Origin of the sequence: Sphingobacterium hotanense (assembly GCF_008274825.1) — a bacterium.
Taxonomy (GTDB): Bacteria; Bacteroidota; Bacteroidia; order Sphingobacteriales; family Sphingobacteriaceae; genus Sphingobacterium; species Sphingobacterium hotanense.
This window is the reverse complement of record NZ_CP030848.1, coordinates 3,911,196-3,935,589: the sequence shown is the minus strand read 5'-3', so window position 1 is coordinate 3,935,589 and position 24,394 is coordinate 3,911,196. Positions and strand designations below refer to the sequence as shown.

General features: G+C 40.5%; 22 protein-coding genes. 15 read left to right on the top strand and 7 right to left on the bottom strand.

Annotation, left to right across the window (positions count from 1 at the left end; genetic code table 11):
• Positions 1-30 precede the first annotated feature (30 nt).
• From DSM08_RS16620 to DSM08_RS16575, 10 genes are all read left to right on the top strand, one after another.
• Complete coding sequence (locus DSM08_RS16620) at positions 31-1,374, top strand: cytochrome c oxidase subunit II (RefSeq protein WP_246172318.1); 1,344 nt, start codon at positions 31-33, stop codon at positions 1,372-1,374.
• Between the two features lie 27 nt (positions 1,375-1,401).
• Entirely contained in the window at positions 1,402-3,273 is a 1,872-nt protein-coding gene (locus tag DSM08_RS16615; protein ID WP_187773894.1) for a cytochrome c oxidase subunit I, read from the top strand.
• Positions 3,274-3,327: 54 nt separating this feature from the next.
• On the top strand, positions 3,328-4,398 hold the full coding sequence (locus DSM08_RS16610) for a COX15/CtaA family protein (protein WP_149527193.1): 1,071 nt from the start codon (positions 3,328-3,330) through the stop codon (positions 4,396-4,398).
• Positions 4,399-4,412: 14 nt separating this feature from the next.
• On the top strand, positions 4,413-5,318 hold the full coding sequence (gene cyoE, locus DSM08_RS16605) for a heme o synthase (RefSeq protein ID WP_149527192.1): 906 nt from the start codon (positions 4,413-4,415) through the stop codon (positions 5,316-5,318).
• Positions 5,319-5,324: 6 nt separating this feature from the next.
• Positions 5,325-5,927: a cytochrome c oxidase subunit 3 gene (locus tag DSM08_RS16600; RefSeq protein WP_246172316.1), complete on the top strand. Its 603-nt coding sequence runs from the start codon at positions 5,325-5,327 to the stop codon at positions 5,925-5,927.
• Positions 5,928-5,936: 9 nt separating this feature from the next.
• Positions 5,937-6,674, top strand: coding sequence for a cytochrome c oxidase subunit 3 (locus DSM08_RS16595; RefSeq protein WP_149527191.1), 738 nt, complete (start codon positions 5,937-5,939; stop codon positions 6,672-6,674).
• Positions 6,675-6,706: 32 nt separating this feature from the next.
• Complete coding sequence (locus tag DSM08_RS16590; protein WP_149527190.1) at positions 6,707-7,084, top strand: cytochrome C oxidase subunit IV family protein; 378 nt, start codon at positions 6,707-6,709, stop codon at positions 7,082-7,084.
• Between the two features lie 95 nt (positions 7,085-7,179).
• Positions 7,180-7,818, top strand: coding sequence for an SCO family protein (locus DSM08_RS16585; RefSeq protein WP_246172314.1), 639 nt, complete (start codon positions 7,180-7,182; stop codon positions 7,816-7,818).
• Position 7,819: 1 nt separating this feature from the next.
• Positions 7,820-8,362 carry a DUF420 domain-containing protein gene (locus tag DSM08_RS16580; protein WP_149527188.1) on the top strand — a complete coding sequence of 181 codons (543 nt, stop codon included), beginning with the start codon at positions 7,820-7,822 and terminating at the stop codon, positions 8,360-8,362.
• Positions 8,363-8,375: 13 nt separating this feature from the next.
• Entirely contained in the window at positions 8,376-8,837 is a 462-nt protein-coding gene (locus DSM08_RS16575) for an ABC transporter ATPase (RefSeq protein WP_149527187.1), read from the top strand.
• Positions 8,838-8,873: 36 nt separating this feature from the next.
• Here DSM08_RS16575 and DSM08_RS16570 read toward each other — a convergent pair whose 3' ends face one another.
• Entirely contained in the window at positions 8,874-9,269 is a 396-nt protein-coding gene (locus DSM08_RS16570; RefSeq protein ID WP_149527186.1) for a DoxX family protein, read from the bottom strand.
• A gap of 148 nt (positions 9,270-9,417) precedes the next feature.
• Here DSM08_RS16570 and metG point away from each other — a divergent pair, with 148 nt between their 5' ends.
• On the top strand, positions 9,418-11,484 hold the full coding sequence (gene metG / locus DSM08_RS16565) for a methionine--tRNA ligase (RefSeq protein WP_149527185.1): 2,067 nt from the start codon (positions 9,418-9,420) through the stop codon (positions 11,482-11,484).
• Positions 11,485-11,821: 337 nt separating this feature from the next.
• Here metG and DSM08_RS16560 read toward each other — a convergent pair whose 3' ends face one another.
• The 6 genes from DSM08_RS16560 to DSM08_RS16535 form a co-directional block, all read right to left on the bottom strand.
• Entirely contained in the window at positions 11,822-12,898 is a 1,077-nt protein-coding gene (locus DSM08_RS16560) for an IS110 family RNA-guided transposase (RefSeq protein WP_149527184.1), read from the bottom strand.
• A 406-nt stretch (positions 12,899-13,304) separates the two neighbouring features.
• Entirely contained in the window at positions 13,305-14,597 is a 1,293-nt protein-coding gene (gene brnQ, locus DSM08_RS16555) for a branched-chain amino acid transport system II carrier protein (protein ID WP_223110832.1), read from the bottom strand.
• Positions 14,598-14,606: 9 nt separating this feature from the next.
• Complete coding sequence (gene folP, locus DSM08_RS16550) at positions 14,607-15,371, bottom strand: dihydropteroate synthase (protein ID WP_394344159.1); 765 nt, start codon at positions 15,369-15,371, stop codon at positions 14,607-14,609.
• Positions 15,372-15,611: 240 nt separating this feature from the next.
• Positions 15,612-16,091, bottom strand: a complete 480-nt coding sequence (locus DSM08_RS16545; protein WP_149527181.1) for a DUF4920 domain-containing protein — start codon at positions 16,089-16,091, stop codon at positions 15,612-15,614.
• A 2-nt stretch (positions 16,092-16,093) separates the two neighbouring features.
• Positions 16,094-16,672, bottom strand: a complete 579-nt coding sequence (locus tag DSM08_RS16540; RefSeq protein WP_149527180.1) for an L-threonylcarbamoyladenylate synthase — start codon at positions 16,670-16,672, stop codon at positions 16,094-16,096.
• A 20-nt stretch (positions 16,673-16,692) separates the two neighbouring features.
• A complete protein-coding gene (locus DSM08_RS16535) occupies positions 16,693-17,517 on the bottom strand; it encodes a 2,3,4,5-tetrahydropyridine-2,6-dicarboxylate N-succinyltransferase (protein WP_187773893.1) in 825 nt (274 codons plus the stop codon).
• A gap of 103 nt (positions 17,518-17,620) precedes the next feature.
• Here DSM08_RS16535 and DSM08_RS16530 point away from each other — a divergent pair, with 103 nt between their 5' ends.
• The 4 genes from DSM08_RS16530 (at position 17,621) to DSM08_RS16515 (ending at position 24,386) form a co-directional block, all read left to right on the top strand.
• Positions 17,621-18,028, top strand: coding sequence for an RNA-binding S4 domain-containing protein (locus DSM08_RS16530; RefSeq protein ID WP_149527179.1), 408 nt, complete (start codon positions 17,621-17,623; stop codon positions 18,026-18,028).
• A gap of 49 nt (positions 18,029-18,077) precedes the next feature.
• Positions 18,078-19,676: a DUF6377 domain-containing protein gene (locus tag DSM08_RS16525; protein WP_149527178.1), complete on the top strand. Its 1,599-nt coding sequence runs from the start codon at positions 18,078-18,080 to the stop codon at positions 19,674-19,676.
• A gap of 195 nt (positions 19,677-19,871) precedes the next feature.
• Positions 19,872-22,847, top strand: coding sequence for a SusC/RagA family TonB-linked outer membrane protein (locus DSM08_RS16520; RefSeq protein WP_149527177.1), 2,976 nt, complete (start codon positions 19,872-19,874; stop codon positions 22,845-22,847).
• Positions 22,848-22,862: 15 nt separating this feature from the next.
• Positions 22,863-24,386 carry a RagB/SusD family nutrient uptake outer membrane protein gene (locus DSM08_RS16515; RefSeq protein ID WP_223110831.1) on the top strand — a complete coding sequence of 508 codons (1,524 nt, stop codon included), beginning with the start codon at positions 22,863-22,865 and terminating at the stop codon, positions 24,384-24,386.
• Positions 24,387-24,394: the final 8 nt, after the last annotated feature.

Here is a 24,394-nt window from a genome sequence, read left to right as displayed (position 1 = left end):
TGGGATAACGTTCAAACGTCTTATAAAAAAATGAAGTTTACATTAAATAACAGATTCAAGTCCTTAATCGGAGGTTTATTAGCGATCAACTTGATGTTGGCTACGCCACTATTTGCTTCCATTCAGGACACGGCTACCGTTGCTACACAAACTGAGCAAGCAGCTGTAGCTGCTCCGGCAGACTCTGCGGCAACTGCAGTTGTAGATTCGGCAGCGGCTCCGGCGGCGACTGATTCGACGACTGTAGCAGCAGCATCTAGTTCTTCATCGTCTAGCTCTGCGGCGGCAGCTCCAAAAGAAGAAAAGAAAATTGATCCACAGGTTTACAAAAACCTGTTGTATTATGTTTTCATTTTATTAATTGCCTGTGCAGTTGTAGGGGTAGTTTTTAAAGTACTTTCTATTTATTCATTGACAAAGAAGGTTAATGGTAAATACAATCCATTAGCAAACAATACTATTCAAGCAGTTTTACTGTTTGTTTTTCTTATTGCCTTTTTAGCATTCACGTATTATTCATACGCAGTATGGGGAAGCTGGGCATGGAGAGAAGCAGTGACAGAACACGGTAAGGATATAGATAGAATGTTCATTATTACGACGGTTATTATCACCATCGTTCTAGTGTTAGTTCACATTTTATTATTGACGTTCAGTTTAATCTACAGAATGCGTGCGAAGCGTACGGCGTATTACTATCCGCACAATGATGCTATCGAAAGATTATGGACAATCGTTCCTGCTGTTGTTTTAACTATCTTAGTATTATTCGGTTTCTTTACTTGGAGATCAATTACGAACATTCCTGAGGATCTTAAGAAGTCAGCTTTACAAGTTGAGGTATTAGGAGAGCAATTCCAATGGACAGTTCGTTACCCGGGTAATGACGGTGTAATTGGTAAACGTAATTATAAATTGACGACTCCAACGAACTCTTATGGTATTGATTTCAACGATAAAAGTTCTTGGGATGATGTTAAAGGTGATGAAATCGTAATCCCGGTTAATAAGCCAGTTCGTTTCCACATCTTATCAAAAGATATCATTCACTCTTTCTATATTCCTGATTTCCGTGTACAAATCAACGCGGTACCAGGTATGACGAATTACTTCCAATTTACTCCAACGGTAACTACAGAAGAGATGCGTGATCGTCAGAATGATCCAGCTTACGACTACTATATGTTGTGTGCTAAGATCTGTGGAAGTAGCCATTATAACATGAAGAAAAAGGTTATTGTGGTTTCAGAAGCAGAATATAAAGAATGGTTAAGCAAACAAGCTAAGTTCTTTACAGAAGATCTTCAAAAAGAATTCGCACAAAAAGAAGACAATACAATTAAGGAGAGCCGTATTGCAGCTTCATTAAATTAATAGAACAGAGAGAATTTATATTAGAATATGTCAACTACAGTTATATCGCACGACGCAGCTCATCACGGTCATGATCATCATCATGAGACGTTCTTGACGAAGTATGTCTTCAGTCAGGATCACAAGATGATTGCAAAGCAATTTTTGATCACAGGTATTGTGATGGCAGTATTTGCCATGCTTTTGTCGATCTTATTCCGTATTCAACTTGCATGGCCAGACGCTGAATTCCCTATCTTGGAGGTTTTCTTAGGCAAATGGGCTGAAGGTGGTCGTATTAGACCCGATTTCTTCCTTTCCTTGGTAACAATCCACGGTACGATGATGGTATTCTTCGTATTAACGGCGGGTTTGTCTGGTACATTCAGTAACTTATTAATCCCTTACCAATTAGGAGCACGTGATATGGCATCGCCATTAATGAACATGCTTTCTTACTGGTTTTTCTTTGTTGCCTGTGTGATCATGGTAGCTTCTTTCTTCGTTGAAAGTGGTCCGGCATCTGCAGGATGGACAATTTATCCACCATTATCTGCTGTTCCTACAGCGATCCCTGGTTCTGGATTAGGTATGACCTTATGGTTAATCAGTATGACCTTATTCATTGCGTCTCAGGTATTAGGTGGTGTAAACTACATCAGTACTGTATTAAACATGCGTACGAAAGGAATGGAATTATGGAAAATGCCTTTAACTATTTGGGCGTTCTTCTTAACTGCAATCGTAGGTTTATTATCATTCCCAGTATTAGTATCTGCAGTAGTATTATTGTTCTTTGACCGTTCGGTTGGTACTTCATTCTATTTATCAGACTTAGTAGTTGGTGGTAACATTCTTCCTAACGAAGGTGGTTCTCCAATCTTATTCCAACACTTATTCTGGTTCTTAGGGCACCCAGAAGTATATATCGTTGTTATGCCTGCATTAGGTTTAACATCAGAAGTAATTTCTACAAACTCACGTAAACCTATCTTCGGTTACCACGCGATGGTTTACTCTTTAGTAGGTATTACTGTATTATCATTTATCGTTTGGGGTCACCACATGTTCGTTACGGGTATGAGTCCTTTCTTAGGCGGGGTATTCATGATCACGACGTTGATTATTGCGGTTCCTTCAGCGGTAAAGGCATTTAACTATATCGCTACGCTATGGCGTGGTAATATCCGTTTTACTCCAGCGATGATGTTTGCTATCGGTATGGTATCATTCTTCGTATCTGGTGGTTTAACAGGTTTATACTTAGGTAATGCTGCCTTAGACATCAACTTACACGATACTTACTTCGTTGTTGCTCACTTCCACTTGGTAATGGGTTCTGCATCGATCTTCGGTATGTTGTGTGGTGTTTACCATTGGTATCCAAAGATGTTCGGACGTATGATGGACGAGCGTTTAGGTTATTTCCACTTCTGGTTAACATTCATTGGTGCTTACTTGGTATTCTTCCCGATGCACTTTATGGGTATCGACGGTGTTCCTCGTCGTTACTACGCTTTCACTGAGTTCCCTTTCATGGAGAAATGGGTATCAGTTAATATTTTGGTTACTTGGGCTGCGATTGTTTCGGCTGTTGGTCAGATCGCTTTCTTATGGAACTTCTTCGCATCAATCTGGTGTGGAAAACGTGCTCCTCAGAACCCTTGGAATGCAAATACATTAGAATGGACTACACCTGTAGAACATATTCACGGAAACTGGCCAGGAGAGATCCCTACAGTGTACCGTTGGCCTTATGACTACAGTAAGCCAGGTCATGATGCTGACTTTATTCCTCAAAACGTTCCACATTCGCAAACGATGAGTTCTAACTTGATCCACGATTGGGAAGGTAATGAAGAAGGAATTGCTGCTCAGCGTGTTTATGACAAAGAGCATAACAGAGAAACAGAAGGGTAGGGTAAAACCTACCTCTCTTTTATACGATAAAATTTTGTAAAGGGAGGGATATTGATGTTCCCATCAGCTGAGAGGCGATTTATTCGCACAACAAAGATCACGATCTTCGTTCTTTTTTTAGTGATTACAGCAGGCGGAATTGTTCGGAGTACAGGTTCAGGAATGGGCTGTCCGGACTGGCCTAAGTGTTTTAACCGCATTATTCCACCTACAGATATTTCTCAACTGCCAGCAGGCTATGAGCAACATTATGTAGAGGGACGCGTTAAGAAGAACACACGCTTTGCCAATATGATTGAGTTCTTTGGTTACAAGGATTTAGCAGATCAAATTCGTCATGATGAAACTATTCTTCAACATGAAGAGTTCAATCCTGTGAAGACTTGGACAGAATATATCAATCGTCTGACGGGCGTTGTTGCAGGATTTTGTTTGTTGTTTTCAGCTCTCTTTTCTTTTACCTATTGGAAAAAGAAAAAGTCCATCACCGTATGGAGCGTTCTTAATCTTATTGTCGTTGTTATACAAGCTTGGTTAGGCTCAATAGTAGTTTCTACTAACCTTACTCCTTGGGTAATTACGGTGCATATGCTTCTTGCTATTGTTATTGTGTGTATAAGTATTCATACTTATTTCCTAGCAGTAACCTTACGCGATAAGTCGCTTCTGCACGCTAATTCCAGAGACCGAAGCATTTTTATTCTTTCGGTAGTTTCCATCGTTCTTTTGGTAATCCAAGTCGTTTATGGAACAGAAGTAAGAGAGGCCATTGACCATCTCAATGCACAGCAAATACAACGTGATTCATGGATTGAGTCGATAGGTGCAAACTATCATATTCACCGTGTGCTGGCTTACGTTACACTTGCTATTACGGCTTATCTGTTTTTTAAAACTAGATCCGTATATGTGAAAGCGACTGAGCAATATCGTTTTGCACTGATTGCCTTTGTGCTGGTTTGTATACAAATGTTAACAGGAATTATTTTAGCGAGGTTTCATGTTCCTGCCGTTGCACAAACAGTGCATCTCGTAGTAGCGACTTTGTTCTTTGGGGCACAATATTATTTAATGCTACTCGTGAGTAAGCCAAAGCAAGATGCTTTAAGCCATACGACGGTTTAGGATTTATTTTGATTATGAAGGAATTTATTTCAGATTTTAACAAACTTGTTAAGTTAAGACTTACTCTAACGGTAGTTTTTTCAGCGTCGATTTCATTTTTAATTGGTGCTACACAACAAGGAGATATAATCTGGTTTAATTGGGCATTGCTAACTGTTGGAGGTTTCCTAGTAACCGGTGCCGCGAATGGGTTTAATGAAATCATCGAGAAGGATTTAGATAAATTGATGGAGCGCACAATGGATCGACCATTGCCTGCTGGAAGAATGACTACAGGGCAAGCGTTGGTTTTGAGTGTGTTTATGGGAATTGCTGGTACATTGGTTTTGGTGAATTTAAATTTCATCGCCGGATTGATCTCCGTATTTTCCATTTTCTTATACGCATTTGTTTATACACCATTAAAGCAGAAATCGCCAATTGCGGTGTGGGTTGGAGCTATTCCAGGCGCCTTGCCACCCCTAATCGGATATTATGCGGCTTTCGAGTCTTCAGGATTCGGTTTAGCATATGCTGCAGTTAGTGAGAAGGCTGTGGTGATTACGCCGCTAGTTTTATTTGCTATACAGTTCTTTTGGCAGTTTCCACATTTCTGGGCAATTGCTTGGGTAGCAGATGATGATTACAAGCGTGCAGGCTTTAGATTGTTGCCAACGACGAGAAAAGATAAAGGATCCGCATGGATGATCTTTATTTCTGCAGCATTAATGATCCCCGTAGGTTTCTTGCCTATGTACTTCGGATTCGGAGGATGGATCTTTACGATAGTGTCATTGATTGGCGCACTGATGTTCACCTGGTATGGTATCCAACATCTTAAAAAAATGGAAATTAGTACCGCTAAGCGAATTATGTTTACATCATTTGCTTATTTACCGATCACACAATTGGTCTTATTACTAGATTTTAAACCTTTTTAAGTTTAAATGGAATTGAATTTAACGATGGATAATCAGAGTTTGTTAAGCGAGGAAGCAGTTAAGTCAAGAAAAGCCAAAAAGTTTAATTTATGGCTTGGAATGATTGGCATGTTTATGATGTTTGCAGCTCTTTCCAGCGGTTTTATAGTTTACACGGCGAGTGGAGTGGATAAAGGAATCAAAACAATTCTACCGTACGCGTTCATCTATAGCACTGCGGCTATCGTGCTTAGTAGTTTAACGATGCACTTAGCTTATAACGCAGTGAAAGCTCAGAATTTCGCTAAGCAAAAGCTGTTCTTAGGGATTACGATTGCATTGGGTGTAGTATTCTTTTTCTTACAGGTAGACGCTTGGTCTGCTTTAACGGAAAGAAATATCACCTTTGTGAATTCAAACGCTTCACAGTCGTTTATTTATGTGTTTACAGGTTTACACTTGGCGCACATTATTGCTGGAATATTGGTATTGGCAAGATGTCTTTTTGGAGTGCTAAAAAACATCCCTTATATCAACAATGTATTCCGGATGGAAATTGCCGCTATTTTCTGGCATTTTCTAGATCTATTATGGATATATATTTATGTTTTCTTACTTTTGAATCAATAACACTAAACAATGAGTACAACAGTATCGCAATTGGATAAGGTAAAAGAGGGCCCTTGGAGCGGAGGTAAATCTCCATGGAATTTGGAGTATGGAAAAATCATGATGTGGTTTTTCTTAGTATCGGATGCATTTACATTTTCTGCATTCCTAATCTATTATGGTGCTCAAAAGTTCGCTCAACCTACTTGGATTGATGCAGATAAGATCTTCCAATCTATCCCAGGAATCGCTGAATCAGGTCAACCCCTAGTATTCGTAGGTATCATGACCTTTATCTTAATTATGTCTTCCGTGACGATGGTATTAGCTGTAGAAGCTGGACACCGTAATTCGAAGCACGAAGTCGTAAAATGGATGTTATGGACTATTTTAGGTGGTTTGTGTTTCATCGGCTGTCAAGCTATTGAGTGGTCTCACTTACATCACCAAGGTTTTTGGTTCGGTCGTAACCCAGCTACAGGTTTAACAGATCCTGACGCAATTGTCAATGCATTACAGCCTTATTTCACTAAGGAGATATCTTACACTGCTGCATTGCAATTCTCTAACTTGTTCTTTACCATTACTGGTTTCCACGGATTCCACGTTTCCATTGGTATCTTGTTAAATATCATCGTATTGTCGATGACATTAAACAATACTTTTGAAAGAAGAGGTACTTACCTAATGGTAGAAAAAGTTGGTCTTTACTGGCACTTTGTAGACTTAGTTTGGGTATTCGTATTTACCTTCTTCTACTTAATCTAATTTTTTGGACTAATATTAATAACAAAGATATAATGAGTAATCACGATCATATTGCTGCACACGATGCGCACGGACATGAAGAAGGAATGGATAAAAAACGTATCTGGTCCGTATTCTTTATCTTATTAGCATTAACTGCGTTAGAATTCTTAATCGCATTAGGTTTTGTACATCACTGGGGAGTCCTTCAAAAAGGAATGTTAGTGAATGTGATTTATATTGTGCTAACACTAGTAAAGGCATTTTATATTGTTGCTTTCTTCATGCACTTGAAGTTCGAAAAATCAGGGTTTATAATCTGCTGTAGTATAGTGTTTTTATTTATTGTGTATTTCATCATCTTGCTTCTTACAGAAGGTGATTTCTTACACGGTGCAATGACTCACCAACCTATTTTCCCTCACAAATAAGAAAGCTTGTAATGAGTAAAAATACTCGTTCTAAGAACATATCAAAATTAATAATCCTGGCACTTGTACTATTTGTGCCAGGATTTTTATATATAATGGTTAATAATATGGGCTCTAATGAGTACGTAAGATTACCAGTATTTGGTGAGAAAAGCCTCTCGGGCAAAATGAACCGTGTAATGGGACGAGAGATTCCAGACACAGTCTTTCACCAAGTGAAACCACTGAATTTAATTGATTTGAATGGTAATGATGTTCCCTTTCTTCAATCGGACACCATTATCTCTGTTGCACATTTATTCTATTCTCGTGACTCTGCCTTATCGAAGCAGCTAATTCACGACTTGAGCAGTATCGCAGAGCGATTCAAGTATAACCCGAAAGTTCGCCTATACTCCATCAGTGTAGATCCGCGGGATACCAAGAGCGATTTAGAGCGTGTTGTTGCACCTTATGCTAAAATTGGGAATCCCAATTGGTTTGTCGCTTACAAGCCAAAGGAAGACATATTGGGCTATGCGCGTGAGCAATTGATGATTGAAGGGATGATCAATCCGAGTGATAGCAGCAGCTTTGTTATCGGAAGCAATTTCGTTCTTTTAGATTCAAAGCGCCGCATTCGTGGTATCTATGATATCAGTTTGAAAACGGAGACGGCTCGTTTAGAGGATGAAATAAAAGTTCAGTTGGTTGAAGAAATCAGAAATAATCCCCTTAAAGTAGAAAGGAAGTAACATGGCAATGACCGAAGAAGAAAAAAAATATAAAGGAATCATTTGGACACTTTCCATCATCATTCCTTTAGCTGTTGCAGCGTTGTTTGGTGTTAATTTAAAGCGTATGGGTTTCGATGTGGAGCCTTTGGGTTTTCTGCCCCCGATCTATGCAACGATTAACGGTATTACAGCCGTATTGTTAGTTATTGCTGTTGCCGCCATCAAACGTGGAAATGCAAAGGTTCATGAAAATTTGATCAAACTGTGTATGGTCTGCTCAGCTTTGTTCTTAGTGATGTATGTAGCCTATCATATGACCTCGGAATCTACCAAGTTTCTTGGCGAAGGAGCTATTCGTTATGTATATTATTTCATTCTGATTACACACATCGTTTTGTCGGTGATTATTATCCCATTCGTATTGTTTACTTTTGTGAGAGGTATTGCTGGAGCGTACGAACGCCATAAGAAGCTTGCCCGCATTACATATCCAATGTGGTTATATGTTGCTGTAACTGGTGTTATTGTCTACTTGATGATTTCACCTTATTATACTCACTAAGAAAGGGGACCCTATGAAGAAGATTTGGATTTATCAAGCTGATCGTTTCTTTACGCAGCCAGAGCTGGAAACGGCACAGGCACAATTAAAAGATTTTGTTGCAGAATGGACTGCCCATGGCAGCCAATTGGCTGGGAATGCGGAAATAAAGCATAATCTTTTTGTAATACTGACAGTAGACGAAGAACTAGCGCAGGCGACAGGTTGTTCGATTGACAAATCGGTCCACATGCTTAAAAAGCTAGAAGCGGATCTTCAAATCGATCTTTTCAACCGTATGTTATTGTCTTATCGAGATATCGAGGGTAATATTCAACTCGTGTCGCGTGATGTATTTGCCGCCCTGTATAAGGAAGGGGAGATCAATGAAGATACAATTGTCTATAACAATCTAATTCAATCTGCAGACGAGTTGGAAACAAAATGGGAAGTTCCATTTAAAGAAAGTTGGCACGCAACGGTATTCAAGAAATAAATAAAAAGCCTCTCAATCCGAGAGGCTTTTTATTTATTATTTTTTATCGACACTCAATCGCCCCGGCCCCATGGTCGCAAATGCTACATAGACCGAAAGAAATTCAATGGCATGCGAAGCGCCTGAAAGGCCATCGCCTTTGCTTAGATGCACGACAACCGCAATAAGCATCGTAAATGCTAATAACCAAGAAGCAGGACGAGTCCACAATCCTAAAATCAATAGAAATGAACCTACAGTTTCCGTAAATCCTGCTGAAAAACCCCACATCGTTGGTAGGAAGTTAATCCCAATTGTTTGCATAGATTGACCTATCTTCGTCCAGCCCTCAACACCCCCCATTAGTTTTGGAATCCCGTGGAATGCAATCATCGTCGTACCGATAACTACCCGGATAATTAATAAGCCAATGTCAGTTTTTGAATTACGCATGTTTTTACTCGTTTAATGATAAAATTTGAATCCAATATACTGATTTTTTGCAGCTAATACTGCTGAGATGTATTAGAATAGTACATTTTGACGTATCTTTGTACGATACATAGCAGTACAATTTTTTAATCTTAATCAGCTATTTACATTGGATATTTTTAATAAACAACGCTATACCATTACCTCGGCATTACCTTATGCCAATGGTCCATTACATATTGGTCACCTTGCTGGAGCTTACATTCCCGGAGATATTTTTGTTCGTTTTCTACGTCTAAACAATAAGGATGTTGTATATGTCTGTGGATCTGACGAACATGGCGCGGCGATTACCATCAAAGCAAAAAAAGAAGGCGTAACGCCACAGCAAATTATTGATAAGTACAATCAGCAGATCAAAGAAAGTTTCGAAGAATTCGGAATCTCTTTCAATATCTATCACCGTACTTCCGAACCTATTCATCATCAGCTTTCTCAAGAGTTCTTTTTGAATCTATATGAAAAAGGAGAGTTTATTGAGCGCTTTTCGGAACAATACTACGACGAAGAATTTCATCAATTCTTGGCCGATCGCTACATTGTAGGAACTTGTCCGCATTGCGGAAATGACGGTGCCTACGGCGACCAATGTGAAAAGTGTGGGACATCGCTTAACCCAACAGACTTAATTAATCCTAAGTCAACTTTAAGCGGTAATACACCAATTCTTAAAGAAACTAAACACTGGTATCTGCCCTTGGACAAGTATCAGCCTTGGTTAGAGAAATGGTTGATCGATGGCAAGAAAAACGTATTGAAATCTAATGTATTCGGTCAATGCCAATCCTGGTTGAAATCCGGATTACAGCCACGCTCAATGACGCGCGACTTGGATTGGGGCGTTGATGTACCGTTGGAAGAAGCAGAAGGTAAGAAACTATACGTATGGCTAGATGCGCCAATTGGCTATATCTCTGCTACAAAGCAATGGGCAATCGATGAGGGCAAAGACTGGGAACTATACTGGAAAAAACAAGACAATACAGCCGATGATTCTACATTAATCCATTTTATCGGTAAAGACAATATCGTTTTCCACTGTATTATTTTCCCTGCTATCTTACATGCGCATGGCGAATATATATTGCCAGAAAATGTACCTGCAAACGAGTTCTTGAATTTAGAAGGCGATAAGCTTTCGACGTCTCGTAACCATGCCGTTTGGTTGCATGAATACTTACAGGAATTCCCAGGTAAACAAGACGAGCTTCGTTATATGTTGACTTCTATTCTTCCTGAAACTTCAGATAGTGAATTCACTTGGAAGGACTTCCAGGCACGTGTGAACAACGAACTAGTTGCCATCTTCGGTAACTTCGTAAACCGCGTCATGGTTCTTTCGCATAAATATTTCGACGGAAAAGTATTAATGGGTTCTCCATTAACCGCTGCCGATGAAGAAGTATTGAAAGAATTAGCGACCTTCCCTGACTTAATCAAACAATCCCTATCGCAATACCGATTCCGCGAGGCGTTAGCACAGTTTATGAACGCTGCACGCTTAGGAAATAAGTATCTAGCGGATGAAGAGCCATGGAAAACAATCAAAACCGACGAAGAACGCGTTAAAACGGTTTTATTCGTGGCTGGACAAATCGTTGCAAACCTTGCAGTATTAGGACAACCATTCTTACCATTCACCAGTACCAAGATCTTCGAAATGTTGAACCTAGCGAAAAGCGACTGGGATACTGCAGGAAAAGCAGATCTATTAGTGTCTGGACATGAATTGGGCGAAACGCAGCTGTTATTTGATAAGATTACCGACGAGCAAGTGGAGTTCCAGTTGAATAAACTAGCACAAGCGAAAGCATCAAATGCCTTAGCAGCGCCAAAAGCGCCTCAAAAAGCAAATGTTTCTTTCGATGATTTCGTAAAAATGGATATCCGTGTCGGCCGAATCATAACGGCTGAAAAAGTAGCGAAAACAAAAAAATTACTGAAATTAACCATCGATACAGGCATCGACAAACGTACCGTGGTATCCGGAATCGCAGAATTCTTCCAACCTGAAGAAATCGTAGGTAAACAAGTTTCCATACTTGTAAACTTAGAACCTAGGGAAATCAAAGGTATTCAGTCCCAAGGAATGATCTTGATGGCAGAGGATGCAGACGGTCGCTTAGACTTTGTTAATCCAACATCAGAAATATCAGTGGGAAGCGGAATCCGTTAAAATCCTCTTCTCTGCACCATAAAAAAAGCAGTCCGTTTGGACTGCTTTTTTTATGGTGTAGGGAAGAGGATAGTATTTAGTAGTTAGTATTTCCTCTATAAATACTAATCGAACAAGCCTTTAAAGATCATCTAAAGGCTTGTTTCTATTTGATTAGGCATAGTCTTGCTTTACCAGGCATTTGCCTAGTCCGCTTTTAAATAATAATAATTTCCTCTACGAGCTTTTAGCTCACACGCAATTTCTTGCCAGAAAGTTCCTTATTATGCCAGTTTAGAAATCGGGGTATAGTCCACCATAAATACTAGGGCCTTGGTACTTTCCTTTAAAAGGCCTGCTAGATTGCTTGGGCAAAATAGGGTTCCTTTTTGGCTAATATGTTCCAAATTATCACCAACAGCTTTCTAGCATTTGCTATAAGCGCTTTGTTGTGGTGCATTCTTTTTCTGAATCGTTGATATCGCGCCATAAAAGCGCTTCCCTTTGTTCTGGATGCTCCCCAAGCACATTGTACGAGCATCAAGCGAAGATATTTATTTCCGTGTAGGGTCTTTCTTCCTTTAATCTTACCCGCACTTTGGTCGTTCCGCGGTCTAAGACCGGTCCAGCCTACTAAGGCTGTTGCCGATGTAAAGAATTTCATGTCCGTCCCTATTTCAGAAATGATACAGGCAGCTGCGTGCTCTTTCACTCCAGGTATGGTCACCAATAGTTCCATTTGAAGATTGAAATGCTGATAGCATAGCTTCAGTAACTCTTTCTTGCAGAATTCGAGCTGATCATGGTGGAAATTGATATCCTCCACGATCATCCTCAATATCTCGATGTCTACTGAAGTGAATGTTCCTGTAAGCGAAGCTCGGATCGTTTCCGCGCCGCTTTTCCTAACAATCCGAGCATGGACCAAGCTCAATAAATAATCCGGGTTCAAATGATTCTTAGCGATAGCCTGAACAACTTTCTTCATGGACTTGCAGCCGATATCAGAGACGTAATTACTCAAACGGATGTTGCATCTTTGAAGCATCTCATCCATTTCCTGTTCACTGCGACGCAATTGTTGGATGATGCTAGGAGGAACAAAGCTCCCTTTAATCAGATCCTTCATCAAAACCGTAGCGATCCACTCGGCATCCTTGACATCGGACTTCCTTCCAGGAACCTGCTTGATGAACAGTGGATTGACCAATTTAACATCAAAATCCGATTCTAGAATATTCCATAACGGGTACCAATAGATACTGGTGCTCTCCATGGCAACAAGTCCGACACCATGATCAACAAGCGTGTCACGAAGCCGTTCAAGGTCAGGGGTTAAAGTCTTAAAAACCTCTTCATACTTTTCGTTGTTTTCACTTAGAATGCACATAAAAACACTATCTTTATGTACATCAAGACCACAAAATTTTTCCATAATTATGTTCTATAATTAATACTATAATGGAAACAAAGTTGTGGTCTTCTTGATTTTTATTCCACGCAGTTATAATTCTACAAATTCATATATCAGTTTAGTATTTAGACCTATGGCGGATATAGATGTGAGATATTAGATGTTAGACATTAGAGTTTTCCTGGTTCAAGACCATATTTAAACGGATACTTCAGACGAAACCATACTCTTATATCTCATATCTAATGTCTCATATCTAAATACAACCGTTAAATTTTGTTAATTCAAGCTACTACAGACACGAAAGGCATAGCAATTGCGTTTATGTATTAAAGCAAAAGTAAAAGAGTAAAAATTTCATAATTTAGGTTAATAATTGGTTTGGTAAAAATCCTGAGGTTCCCCGCCTCAGGATTTTTTTATATGATTAACCTTCTTTCGATAGGCTTTTATCGATCACTAGGAATATCAGGAAGAAGATCGCCGAAGGCACTACCCAACCCAATTCGTAGGCAAAAAACGGAATCTTATCCAAAATAGCTAATGTTGAGTCATTCAGCATGCCTAAGTATTTCAAAAGATTGAATGCTGCGATAATTGTCGAAGCTAGCAAAGCGCCTACAAAAGGCAGTTTATGCGTAATGAAGGGTCCAAAAACTACGGTGTAAAGAACTAAGGTAATGACGATAGGATAAACAAAAATCAAAATCGGATACGCGAGAGAGATGATATTATCCACCCCAGTAATGGACAACAAGCATGATAAAATACAACACACCGTCACGAGCAGTTTATAGGAAAGCTTGTTTTTTGTCAATTGGGAAAAGAAGGTTCCGACAGCAGAGGTGAGAGCAATGGCTGTCGTTAGACAAGCTAATGCGATGCTCAATGCGATCGCGATCATGCCATAATGGCCTAGAACGGACTTCGATATATGAATCAATAGCTCCGAACGCTTCATGTTTAGATCTGTAATTCCGGAGGTCGCGCCCAACTGTATCAGTCCACCATAAATCAGGAAAAGACAAATCGCCGCCAATAAGCCGGCAGCAATTACCACTTGATTTTTAGATTTTACACTGTTGTAGCCCTTCGTTCTAGCCGCCGCAATGATAATGCCTGCGAAAATAACAGAAGCCAATACGTCTAATGTTTGATAGCCCTCGGTGAATCCCAAAGTAAATGATTCGCCTGTATTTAAAGATTGAGCATTATAATCTGCTATCGGCGAAAATACACCAATAGAGATAAGGCCGAGCAAGAGCACGAGCAATACGGGTGTAAGAATATTACCGATAATATCAACCACCTTTGACGGTTTGATCGTTAATACCCAAGTCACTGCAAAAAAGATGATAGATGTCCATATAGGGCTACTATTGGGAAACGATGGCAGGACGCCGACTTCATAGGTCGTCGCGGCCGTTCGTGGAATGGCGATCATTGGACCAATACAAAGCATAATCACACTTCCTAAGATTGGTGCTATGCCATTATTGATTCTATTTCCTAAATCATTGAACGTATCGCCCGAATTGACGATAGATAAAATTCCAAAGAAGGGTAGTAAAATGCCGGTTAATCCGAAGGCGAGTATGGTTATCCAAACGTGGTTTCCAACTTGTAAGCCGATAAATGGTGGTAATAAAAGATTGCCAGCTCCAAAAAACATGGCAAATAGAGCAAATCCGATGGTAATGATATCTCCGGTCTTTTTCAAAATAGGGGTTTAAGTAAAAAATAAATCAACTAATTGTTTTGCTTCCTTCACGTCATGCACTCGAAGTAGCTGGACGCCACGTTCGAGCAATAAGGTGTTCAGGGCGGTTGTACCCGTTAATACTTGGTCTGCTGTCGTATCTAGTTTTTTGTAGATCATAGACTTTCGCGAAACTCCGCCTAAGATAGGCAATCCAAAGTAATGAAGCTCATCAACACGTAATAATAGTTCATAATTCTGAGGGATAGTCTTCGCAAATCCATATCCGGGATCTAGAATAATGTCTTTAAGGCCTAAAGCACGGAGTGTCGCAACTCGCTCGCCAAGGAAATAGGCTACCTCATTCACAACGTCTTCATATTCTGTTAGGCTCTGCATTGTCTGTGGTGTCCCGCGCATATGCATCAGGATGTAGGGCACCTGTAACCTCGCTACGGTTTCAAACATTTGCTCATCTAATGTGCCTCCCGACACATCATTGATGATGTGTGCACCAGCCTGAATACAGGCGTCGGCTACATCAGCACGAAAAGTATCAATGGAAAGTATGGCTTCAGGATACTTTACAGCAATGGCCTCGATGATAGGCACCGCACGATCTATTTCTTCTGCTGCGTCAATGGTTTTTGCACCAGGGCGGGTAGAATAGGCTCCAATATCGATAATATCAGCACCTTCCTCCAATATCTGTTGTGCCCGAATCAATGCAGCCTCGACTTGAATGTATTTTCCACCATCGTAAAAACTATCGGGAGTAAGATTCAATATTCCCATAATTTTCGGACGATCGAAGGTCATTAAACGACCCTTGAGATTGATGCTTTGGGCGGGAGATGTTTGGAAGATAGGCATGGAGATAGGGGAGATAATGAAATTAGTTAATTCAATAAATCGCGCTTTTCTTGCTGTAATTGTATAGAGCCCTTTAACAAAAGGGCTCTCAATATGTATTTAGAACAATTTATGAATTGCTCTTAAGCATTTCATAAAACTAGACTCAGTAATTCGAGCTGCTTATTTTACGACAAGTACACCGTCTGCTACCACAGAGATATCTTGTTTTGGTTTATTGATCTTGGCAATCTCTTCTTTGCTTTTTCCCATGTCTTCAGCATAGTGTTTTTGCCATTCAACAGTTGTTTCTTTAACTTTCGCCTTACCAGCAACAACGACAGTTTTTCCGATTAAATCTTCAGGAACAAAGTATGCATAATCAGTAAAACGTACCATGATAGGCTCTTGGTCCCCTTCTCTTTTCAGCGTTAGGAAACATCCTTTTTTCTTACATACCTGAACAACCTGACCCTCGATTTTACCGTCGAATGTCTTGCTTTTCGCTAAGTTTGACTCTAGCTTCTTAACAGAAACTGCGCCGTTTTTGTCGATTTTCTTACCATAGTTTACTCCAACTTTAGCCGGTTGGATTTTGCTTTGCGCATGGCTCATGCCGATAAACGCAAATACACAAACTAGCAATGTAATTAACTTTTTCATATCTATTTTCGAATAAATTCAAACTTGCCGCTCGCATCGATCTTCATAATTGTAGAAGCCTGATGTTTGCTCATATCCGTTTGACCATATTGCACAACGTAATCCACGCCTTCTTTGATCTCATCAGCGATCTCCGCAAAGTTCTGCGCGGTTGCATCGCCCGAGATATTGGCTGAGGTAGAAACTATTGGCTTTCTGAAACGTTGAATCAACTCCTCGCAAAATGGATGTTGAACCACGCGAATTCCAATACTACCATCTTCAGCAACAACATTTGGCGCTAAGTTCTTCGCCTTGTTATAAATAATGGTCAATGGTTTGTCCGCAACTTCAATCAATTGATAAGCGACTTCGGGTACCTCCTGTACATAGCCCTCGAGCTGATAATCATTCCCTAAAAGAACAATCATGCTCTTCCCCTTATCGCGACCTTTCAATGCAAAGATCTTCTCGACGGCTTCTGGATTCGTCGCATCGCAACCTATACCCCAGATCGTATCAGTCGGATATAAGATGATTCCACCAGCCTTCAAGGTGTCCAAGGCTTGCTTCATATCATCTTTGTCGTACGGAATTCTCATTTCTTATGACCCCAAATCAATTAAACCGCTACGTTATGATCACGTAGAGCGTCGTTCAATGATGTTTTCTTATCTGTTGATTCTTTACGCTGTCCGATAATTAATGCACAAGGAACTTGGTATTCACCTGCAGGGAATTTCTTCGTATAAGAACCTGGAATTACAACCGAGCGCGCAGGAACATAACCTTTGTACTCCTTAGGCTCCGGTCCAGAAACATCGATAATTTTTGTTGAAGCGGTCAAAACTACGTTTGCGCCTAATACGGCTTCTTCCTCTACACGAACGCCTTCTACAACGATTGCTCTCGAACCTACAAATACGTTGTCTTCAATAATAACTGGTGCCGCCTGTACAGGTTCTAAAACTCCACCAATACCAACACCACCACTTAGGTGTACATTTTTACCGATCTGCGCACAAGAACCAACCGTAGCCCACGTATCAACCATAGTTCCTTCGCCTACATAGGCACCGATGTTAACATAGGAAGGCATCATAATCACGCCTTTAGACAGGTAAGCACCATAACGAGCAGAAGCACCAGGAACTACACGAACACCTAGTTCCTTGTAATTAGTCTTCAACTTCATTTTATCGTGGTAAACAAAAGGCTCATTCTTGATTACTTCCATATTGCGGATAGGGAAGTATAAAATCACAGCTTTCTTGATCCAATCATTAACGAACCATGTTTCGCCCATGGGCTCAGCAACGCGAAGTTCACCTTTATCTAAGTGTTGAATCACAAATTCAACAGCTTCATAATATTCTTTATATTCTAATAATTGTCTATTTTCCCAAGCTTCTTCAACTAGTTTCTTAAGGATTGTGCAGTCGATCATAACTATTGTAAACTAAATTTTGTTAATCACAAATATGGAGATTTTTACTGATATGTCGGTCAAAAACAGGCTAAAATTAAGAAGATATGTATATTTTTGTTAAATGGCAGAAGCAGAAAAATTAAGGATCGATAAGTATTTGTGGGCGATTCGTATTTTTAAGACACGTAGTTTAGCTACTGAGGCTTGCAAAGCTGGTCGTGTGAAATTGAATGGACAAAATGTGAAGCCTTCTTATGTGGTTAAAGTCGGCGAGACCTACCAAATACAGAAGGGGATTGAGCGCAAGGTCATCTTAGTGACAGGCTTGTTGGAACGTCGTGTAGACGCAAAGACTGCTGTGCAATTCTACGAAGACCATACACCGATAGAAGAAACCTATGCATTCAAATCAACTTTCCATGCCCCAGTATTGAAGCGTGATCGAGGAACAGGAAGGCCAACGAAGAAAGATCGTCGTGAAATCGATGATCTGAAGAGCGATTGGTGGGATAATGAAAATGAGGATTAAACGTAAGAAATCATACTCATTCTATTTATATAGCTGTCTTTTGATAGTTATGTGCTACTCCCATGCCTTTTCTCAAGGTAATAATCAAAAGTTTCCGCTGGACTCTATCGAGCGAGAACTCAACAAAACCTTAAGCCGGAAGACCGCTTACGATAGCGAAAAGGTCGGAAAGCTGAATCAACTTAAATTACGATTAAAACAGGCGAAGACTGATAGCGAGCGCTATGAACTTCAAAAGGCTTTGTTCCATGCTTACCAATCCTATCAAATCGATTCGGCTATTCGCTATGTTTCTGCAAACGAGCAGCTTGCAAATAGCTTGAAGAATCCGAAGTTACAATATGAATCGTCTATACAATTAGCAGGACTGTATTCCTATGCAGGTCGTTTCATTGAGGCAAATGATATTCTTAAAGCCATTCCCCGTGCAACCCTGTCTGCGGACCAGTTGAGCAATTATTTTAGAACATATTCTGATTTTTATTCACATTACGGTCAGAGCACGAACTTCCATGAATACTTTTACCATAGTGGTCGGTATAGAGATTCCTTAGTAACCACGTTGCACCAAGATTCTTACGAGTACAGGCTATCTGCTGCAACCAAGAACCTTTTTGGAAATGATGAGGAAACCGCTGAAAAACAATTGAAGGAACTTCTGACCGAATTGGATGAAACGAATAGAGAGAGAGCGGTCGTTGCCTATCTGATTGGATTAATTTATAAACAGCGGAACGACCTGGATGGCCAAATCTATTACTTTGGGTTGTCTGCACTCACCGATATTAAGAATAGTATTCGTGATAATGCGTCATTACAAAGCCTAGCGTTGGCTTATTTCGAAAAGGATAATATAGATATGGCCTATATTTTTATCCAAAAGGCCATGGAAGATGCGATTTTCTGTAATGTCCGCTTTCGTACCGTTGAAAATTCCTCCTTCTATCCGATTATCAATTCCGCGTTCCAAGAGAAAGAGGCTCAACGCAAGAATGAATTGAAGACACTTCTCTATATCATCTCCGTGCTCTCTATTTTGCTCTTCGTCGTGTTTGTGATTGTCTACTTACAAATGAAACGCCTGAAGGTTGTCCGTAAAGATCTTAAAAAGGTTAATGAGGAGCTGTTTAGCTTAAACGAGCAATTACTGGGAACCAATAGAGATCTGCAGGAAGCAAATCACCTCAAAGAGGAATATATGGCGCAGTTTTTCGAAATATGTTCGTCCTACATTGATAAACTCGACTCCAGTCGAAAAGGTATGCTGAAGAAATTGTCGAATAAACAGTATGAAGAAATCAGCAAAGAACTGAAGTCGCCAAACTTTATTAAAGGCGAGCTGGAAGACCTTTACCATAACTTTGATATTATTTTCCTAAACCTATACCCAACCTTTATTCAAGATTTCAATAAGTTGCTGAAAGAAGACGAGCGGATAGTGCTGAAGCAAGACGAATTGTTGAACTCTGAACTTCGAATTTTTGCATTAATCCGACTCGGAATTTCAGACTCTACCAAGATTGCTCGCTTCCTTCGATACTCCTTGCGAACGGTTTATAACTACCGCGTAAAGGTTCGAAATAAAGTCGAAGGATCGAAAGAAGACTTCGAAGAAAGTATCAAAAGCATAGGAAATCTTAACCTTTAGCACTAAAATAGGGTTACTTTTATCCATTGTAATTCATCGTTAACAATCTGTTTTTTAATAGGTTAATATTGAAATGGGTTACTTTTTTAGTTTAGCCTCCTTGAAATCGATTGAAGTTGCATAGTTGCTCTCTACTTTTGTCTAAGAGGAGACTCTACCTAAGTTATTTTAAATCAACAAACAATTATAAATCCTATGAGGCTTTTTACAAAAGTAACATTTGGTCTATTCCTGTTCTTGTTTACTGTGCTAGGTTCCTTGGCTTTCGGTCAGGCTAGCAATACGATTCAAGGTCGAGTAATAGATGCAACAACCCAGGAGCCTATCGCTGGGGCAACGGTTGCTGTCATTGGAGGGGATATCAGATCTTCATCAGATGGTGAAGGACGATTCACATTGACAGGCGTACCGAACAACGCAAGACTTCGCGTATCCTATTTAGGGTATGACAATAAGGAAGTCATCGCACAATCTGAAGACATGACAATTAGTATGACAGCCTCAACGAATGCGCTGGAAGATGTAGTCGTTATTGGTTATGGCTCAGTAAAACGTAAGGATGTCACGACCGCAATTGCCTCGGTATCCTTAGAAGATATCAACGAGCGCCCGATTGTCAATGCTGCACAAGCTATCCAAGGTCGTGCCGCAGGGGTTACAGTCACTCAACCGAGTGGTGCTCCCGGAGGCGGGACAGCAATCCGTATTCGCGGTACAACTTCTTTTAACGGTAGTAACAACCCTACCTATGTCGTTGACGGAGTGCCTGTCGATAATATCGATTTCTTAGCTCCAACCGACATTGCAGATATGCAGATCCTTAAAGACGCATCCTCTGCGGCTATTTACGGTTCGATGGGAGCGAACGGCGTGGTACTAATCACTACAAAAAAGGGTCGCGTTGGAGACGCGAAAATTGGTCTGAATCTGCAAACGACCCAAAATAGAATCACCAGTAAGATCGATCCGTTGAATACGGCACAATATAAAGAGTTGATGGACGAGATCGGTTTAGTTGATCTTCCTGTAAACCTTACAGACCAAACAGACTGGTTTAATGAAGCCTTCCGCAAAGGCGTAACCCAGAACTATCAAGTTTCCGTTTCTGATGGTACTGAAAAGCTGCAATATTTCCTATCAGGAGGTTATCTGAATGAGAAAGGGATCTTGAATACCGCTTTCTTCAGACGCTATAGTTTCCGCGCGAACATTGAAAACGATATCCGTAAATGGTTAACGGTCAATGCAAACTTCTCTTATACCGATAATAACCGCAATGGTGTGTCAGAAGGTTTAGGTTCTAACCGTGGCGGTACGGTATTGTCAGTAATCAACACTCCAACTTACGCGCCGATTTGGGATCCTTATGAACCTAATCGCTATTTCAACGAATTCTACGGTATCAATAATATCACGAGCCCATTAGAAAATATGGCTAGAAGCAAGAATAACCGCGACCGCGAGAACCGTTTATTAGCTGCTGGTAGTGCTGTGGTGAAGTTTATGCCGGAATTGCAGTTCAGAACATCTTTCGCCCTAGATAGAAGAAATGGCTTGAATACGCAGTTCTTAGATCCATATTCTACGGCATGGGGTAGAGAGAACCGTGGTTTAGCATTCGACGGCCGCAATATGAATACCGTGTTGACTTTCGATAATGTATTGACGTATAACAAGTCATTCAACTTACATAACCTGGAAGCCATGGTTGGTAGCTCTTGGGTAAGTTCAGACTATACCAATAGCTATATCAACGCCTCACACTTCCGTGATGATATCATCCAAACGTTAAACGCTGCTAACAAGATTATCTGGGACAACACAGGGTCTGGCGCATCAGATTGGGCAACCATGTCTTACTTTAGCCGCCTGTCTTACAACTACGACGGTAAATACCTTGTGACAGCGAACTTCCGTGGTGATGGCTCTTCAAAGTTAAGCCCGGAAAATAGATGGAAATATTTCCCTTCTTTCTCGGCAGCATGGCGCTTGTCATCTGAAGAGTTTATGCAGGATGTATCTTGGATCAACGACTTAAAGATCCGCGGAGGATGGGGTAAAACCGGTAATCAGTCTGGAATCGGTGATTATTCCTACTTGATGCAATACAATATCCGTCGTATCGAATGGTGGCTAGAGAACCAACAAAATGCTTTGGCGACTATCAGTCCGGCGAACTTAAGAACACGCGACTTAACTTGGGAGACCACTACACAAACCAACATAGGTTTAGATTTCACAGCTTTCCAACAACGTCTGACAGTGAACATGGATTACTATTACAAGTACACTACTGACATGTTGACTTATATCAGCCTTCCAGAAGGTCAATCTTTTGCTAATACGATCCGTCGTAACGAAGCAGAGATGAGCAACCGTGGTTTTGAGGTCAATGTGAATAGCAAGAATCTGGTTGGCGATTTTAAATGGAATACCAACTTTAACATCTCATTTAATAAAAACAGACTTGAGCATCTAGATTTCCAACAGATTTATGATGCAGCAAGAACATCAGATGTTGTCAATGCCAATGTTGTTCGTAATACACCGGGACGCTCCATGAGTAATTTCTATGGATATATCAGTGATGGCGTTGATCCGGAAACTGGCGAGCTCAAGTATCGTGATTTAAACAACGATGGTCGACTTTCGGTATCCGATCGTACCTTCATCGGAGATCCTAATCCGAAATTTACTTATGGTTTAACGAACGACTTATCTTACAAAGGGTTCAACTTAAGTTTATTTATCCAAGGTTCTCAGGGCAATGATATCTTCAATGCCTCCCGTATGGAAACGGAAGGTATGTATGATGGCAAGAATCAAACAACAGCGGTTTTACAACGTTGGAGAGTGCCTGGACAGATTACAGAAGTGCCAAAAGCGAATTTCAATATGTTAAACTCTACTTATTTCGTGGAAGATGGTAGTTATCTACGTTTGAAAAACGTATCACTTTCTTACAATATCAAATCTGAGGTATTGAATAGAGCAGGCATCAACAAATTGCAGCCTTTCGTATCGGCGACCAATTTATTCACCCTAACGAAATACAAAGGATTCGATCCTGAGGTAAATCAATGGGGAAATAATGGAGCAATCCAAGGTATTGACTGGGGAACTTATCCGCAGAGCAAATCTTTTGTTGTGGGATTAAGCATGGAGTTTTAAGATTTAAACTTGCTAATGATGAAAAGAAATTTCAAATATATATTGTTAATGCTAGGTGCAGTAGGCTTCATGGCTAGCTGTTCATTGGATAAAGATCCTTTGGGAGATTTCTCTGATGTAACCGAAGGCATCAACGAGGAAGGAAAAACAGTCGTATTCAAAGATAAGGCAGCGGTGGATAACCAGATGACCACTATCTATAACCAATTGCGGGATAGACAAGAACACTGGTATATGGATCAGTTACTGATTGCTGAAGCTCACTCTGATAATGCTTACGCAGGTACAACAGGGGCAGAGGTCGTTCCCTTTGAGAATAATGGCATCGAGGGTTCTAATTCCGTAATCGAGCGTGATTGGAGAAGATTTATGGAGGATATTGGTCGGGCGAATGTATTGATCGTGAATATCGACTCGGTAACCGATCAGTCATTAACAACGACGCTACGCAACCAATATAAGGCTGAGGCAAAGATATTCCGCGCGATGATCATGTTCGATATGGTGAGGTTATGGGGTAATATCCCAGTAACAACAACTGTAGGTGGCGATATTACAGAGGAGACATTGGAAGAGGTTTATGATGACTACTTCCCGGAACAAAAAACAGAGAAAGAAGCCTACGAGCAAATCGTGAAAGACTTGACCGAAGCGATTCCTTACGCGCCATCAAATAATAGCAGCGATAAAACGAAACTTTCGAAATCAGTTGCGAAAGCGATCCTTGCGAAAGTGTATGCCGAGAAGCCTGTACGTGATTACAGTAAAGTAATTCAATATGCAGATGATCTTGCGGCTGATGGTTTCGATTTGGAAGCCGACTACACGGATTTATTTGGCGTTGTAGAAGGGTCTGCAGATCCTAAGAAACGAAACACAAGAGAGGCAATCTTAGAAGCGCACTACTCACAGGGTAATGGAAACTGGGTGACCTGGATGTTCGGACGCGATTTATCAAACTGGGATAGTAATTTTACCTGGGCAAAATGGGTAACTCCATCCCGCGACTTGATCAAAGCTTTCCAAACTGAGAACGATCAGATCCGCTATAGCGAGTCAATCGTCTATTATCAGACCAGCTGGAGCAACTACTACCCATCGAGCAATTATCCATTTATGTACAAAACGCGTTCTGCATTTAGCAATATCATTAAATACCGTTATGCGGATATTCTCTTGCTAAAAGCGGAGGCCCTAATTATGGGAAATACGGCTAACCTAGCAGCGGCAGCGGAAATTATCGATAAGGTAAGAGCTCGTGTTAAGCTTCCTAAGTTGACCAGCAGCGTCCGTGGAAGCAAAGACGCGATGTTAGAAGCGCTATTGAAAGAAAGACGTTTAGAATTGGCATTTGAGGGGCAGCGCTGGTATGATTTGGTACGCTTAGACAAAGTAGAATCTGTGATGAACAGTGTTTTTGCGAAAGATTCAGGACGTAAACCACAGATCTACCCTTTCAATGAAAACTCGTATAAGATGCCTATTCCACAGGCGATTATCGATCAGAACCCTAAAATCAATCAAAACCCAGGTTATTAAAATTGTGA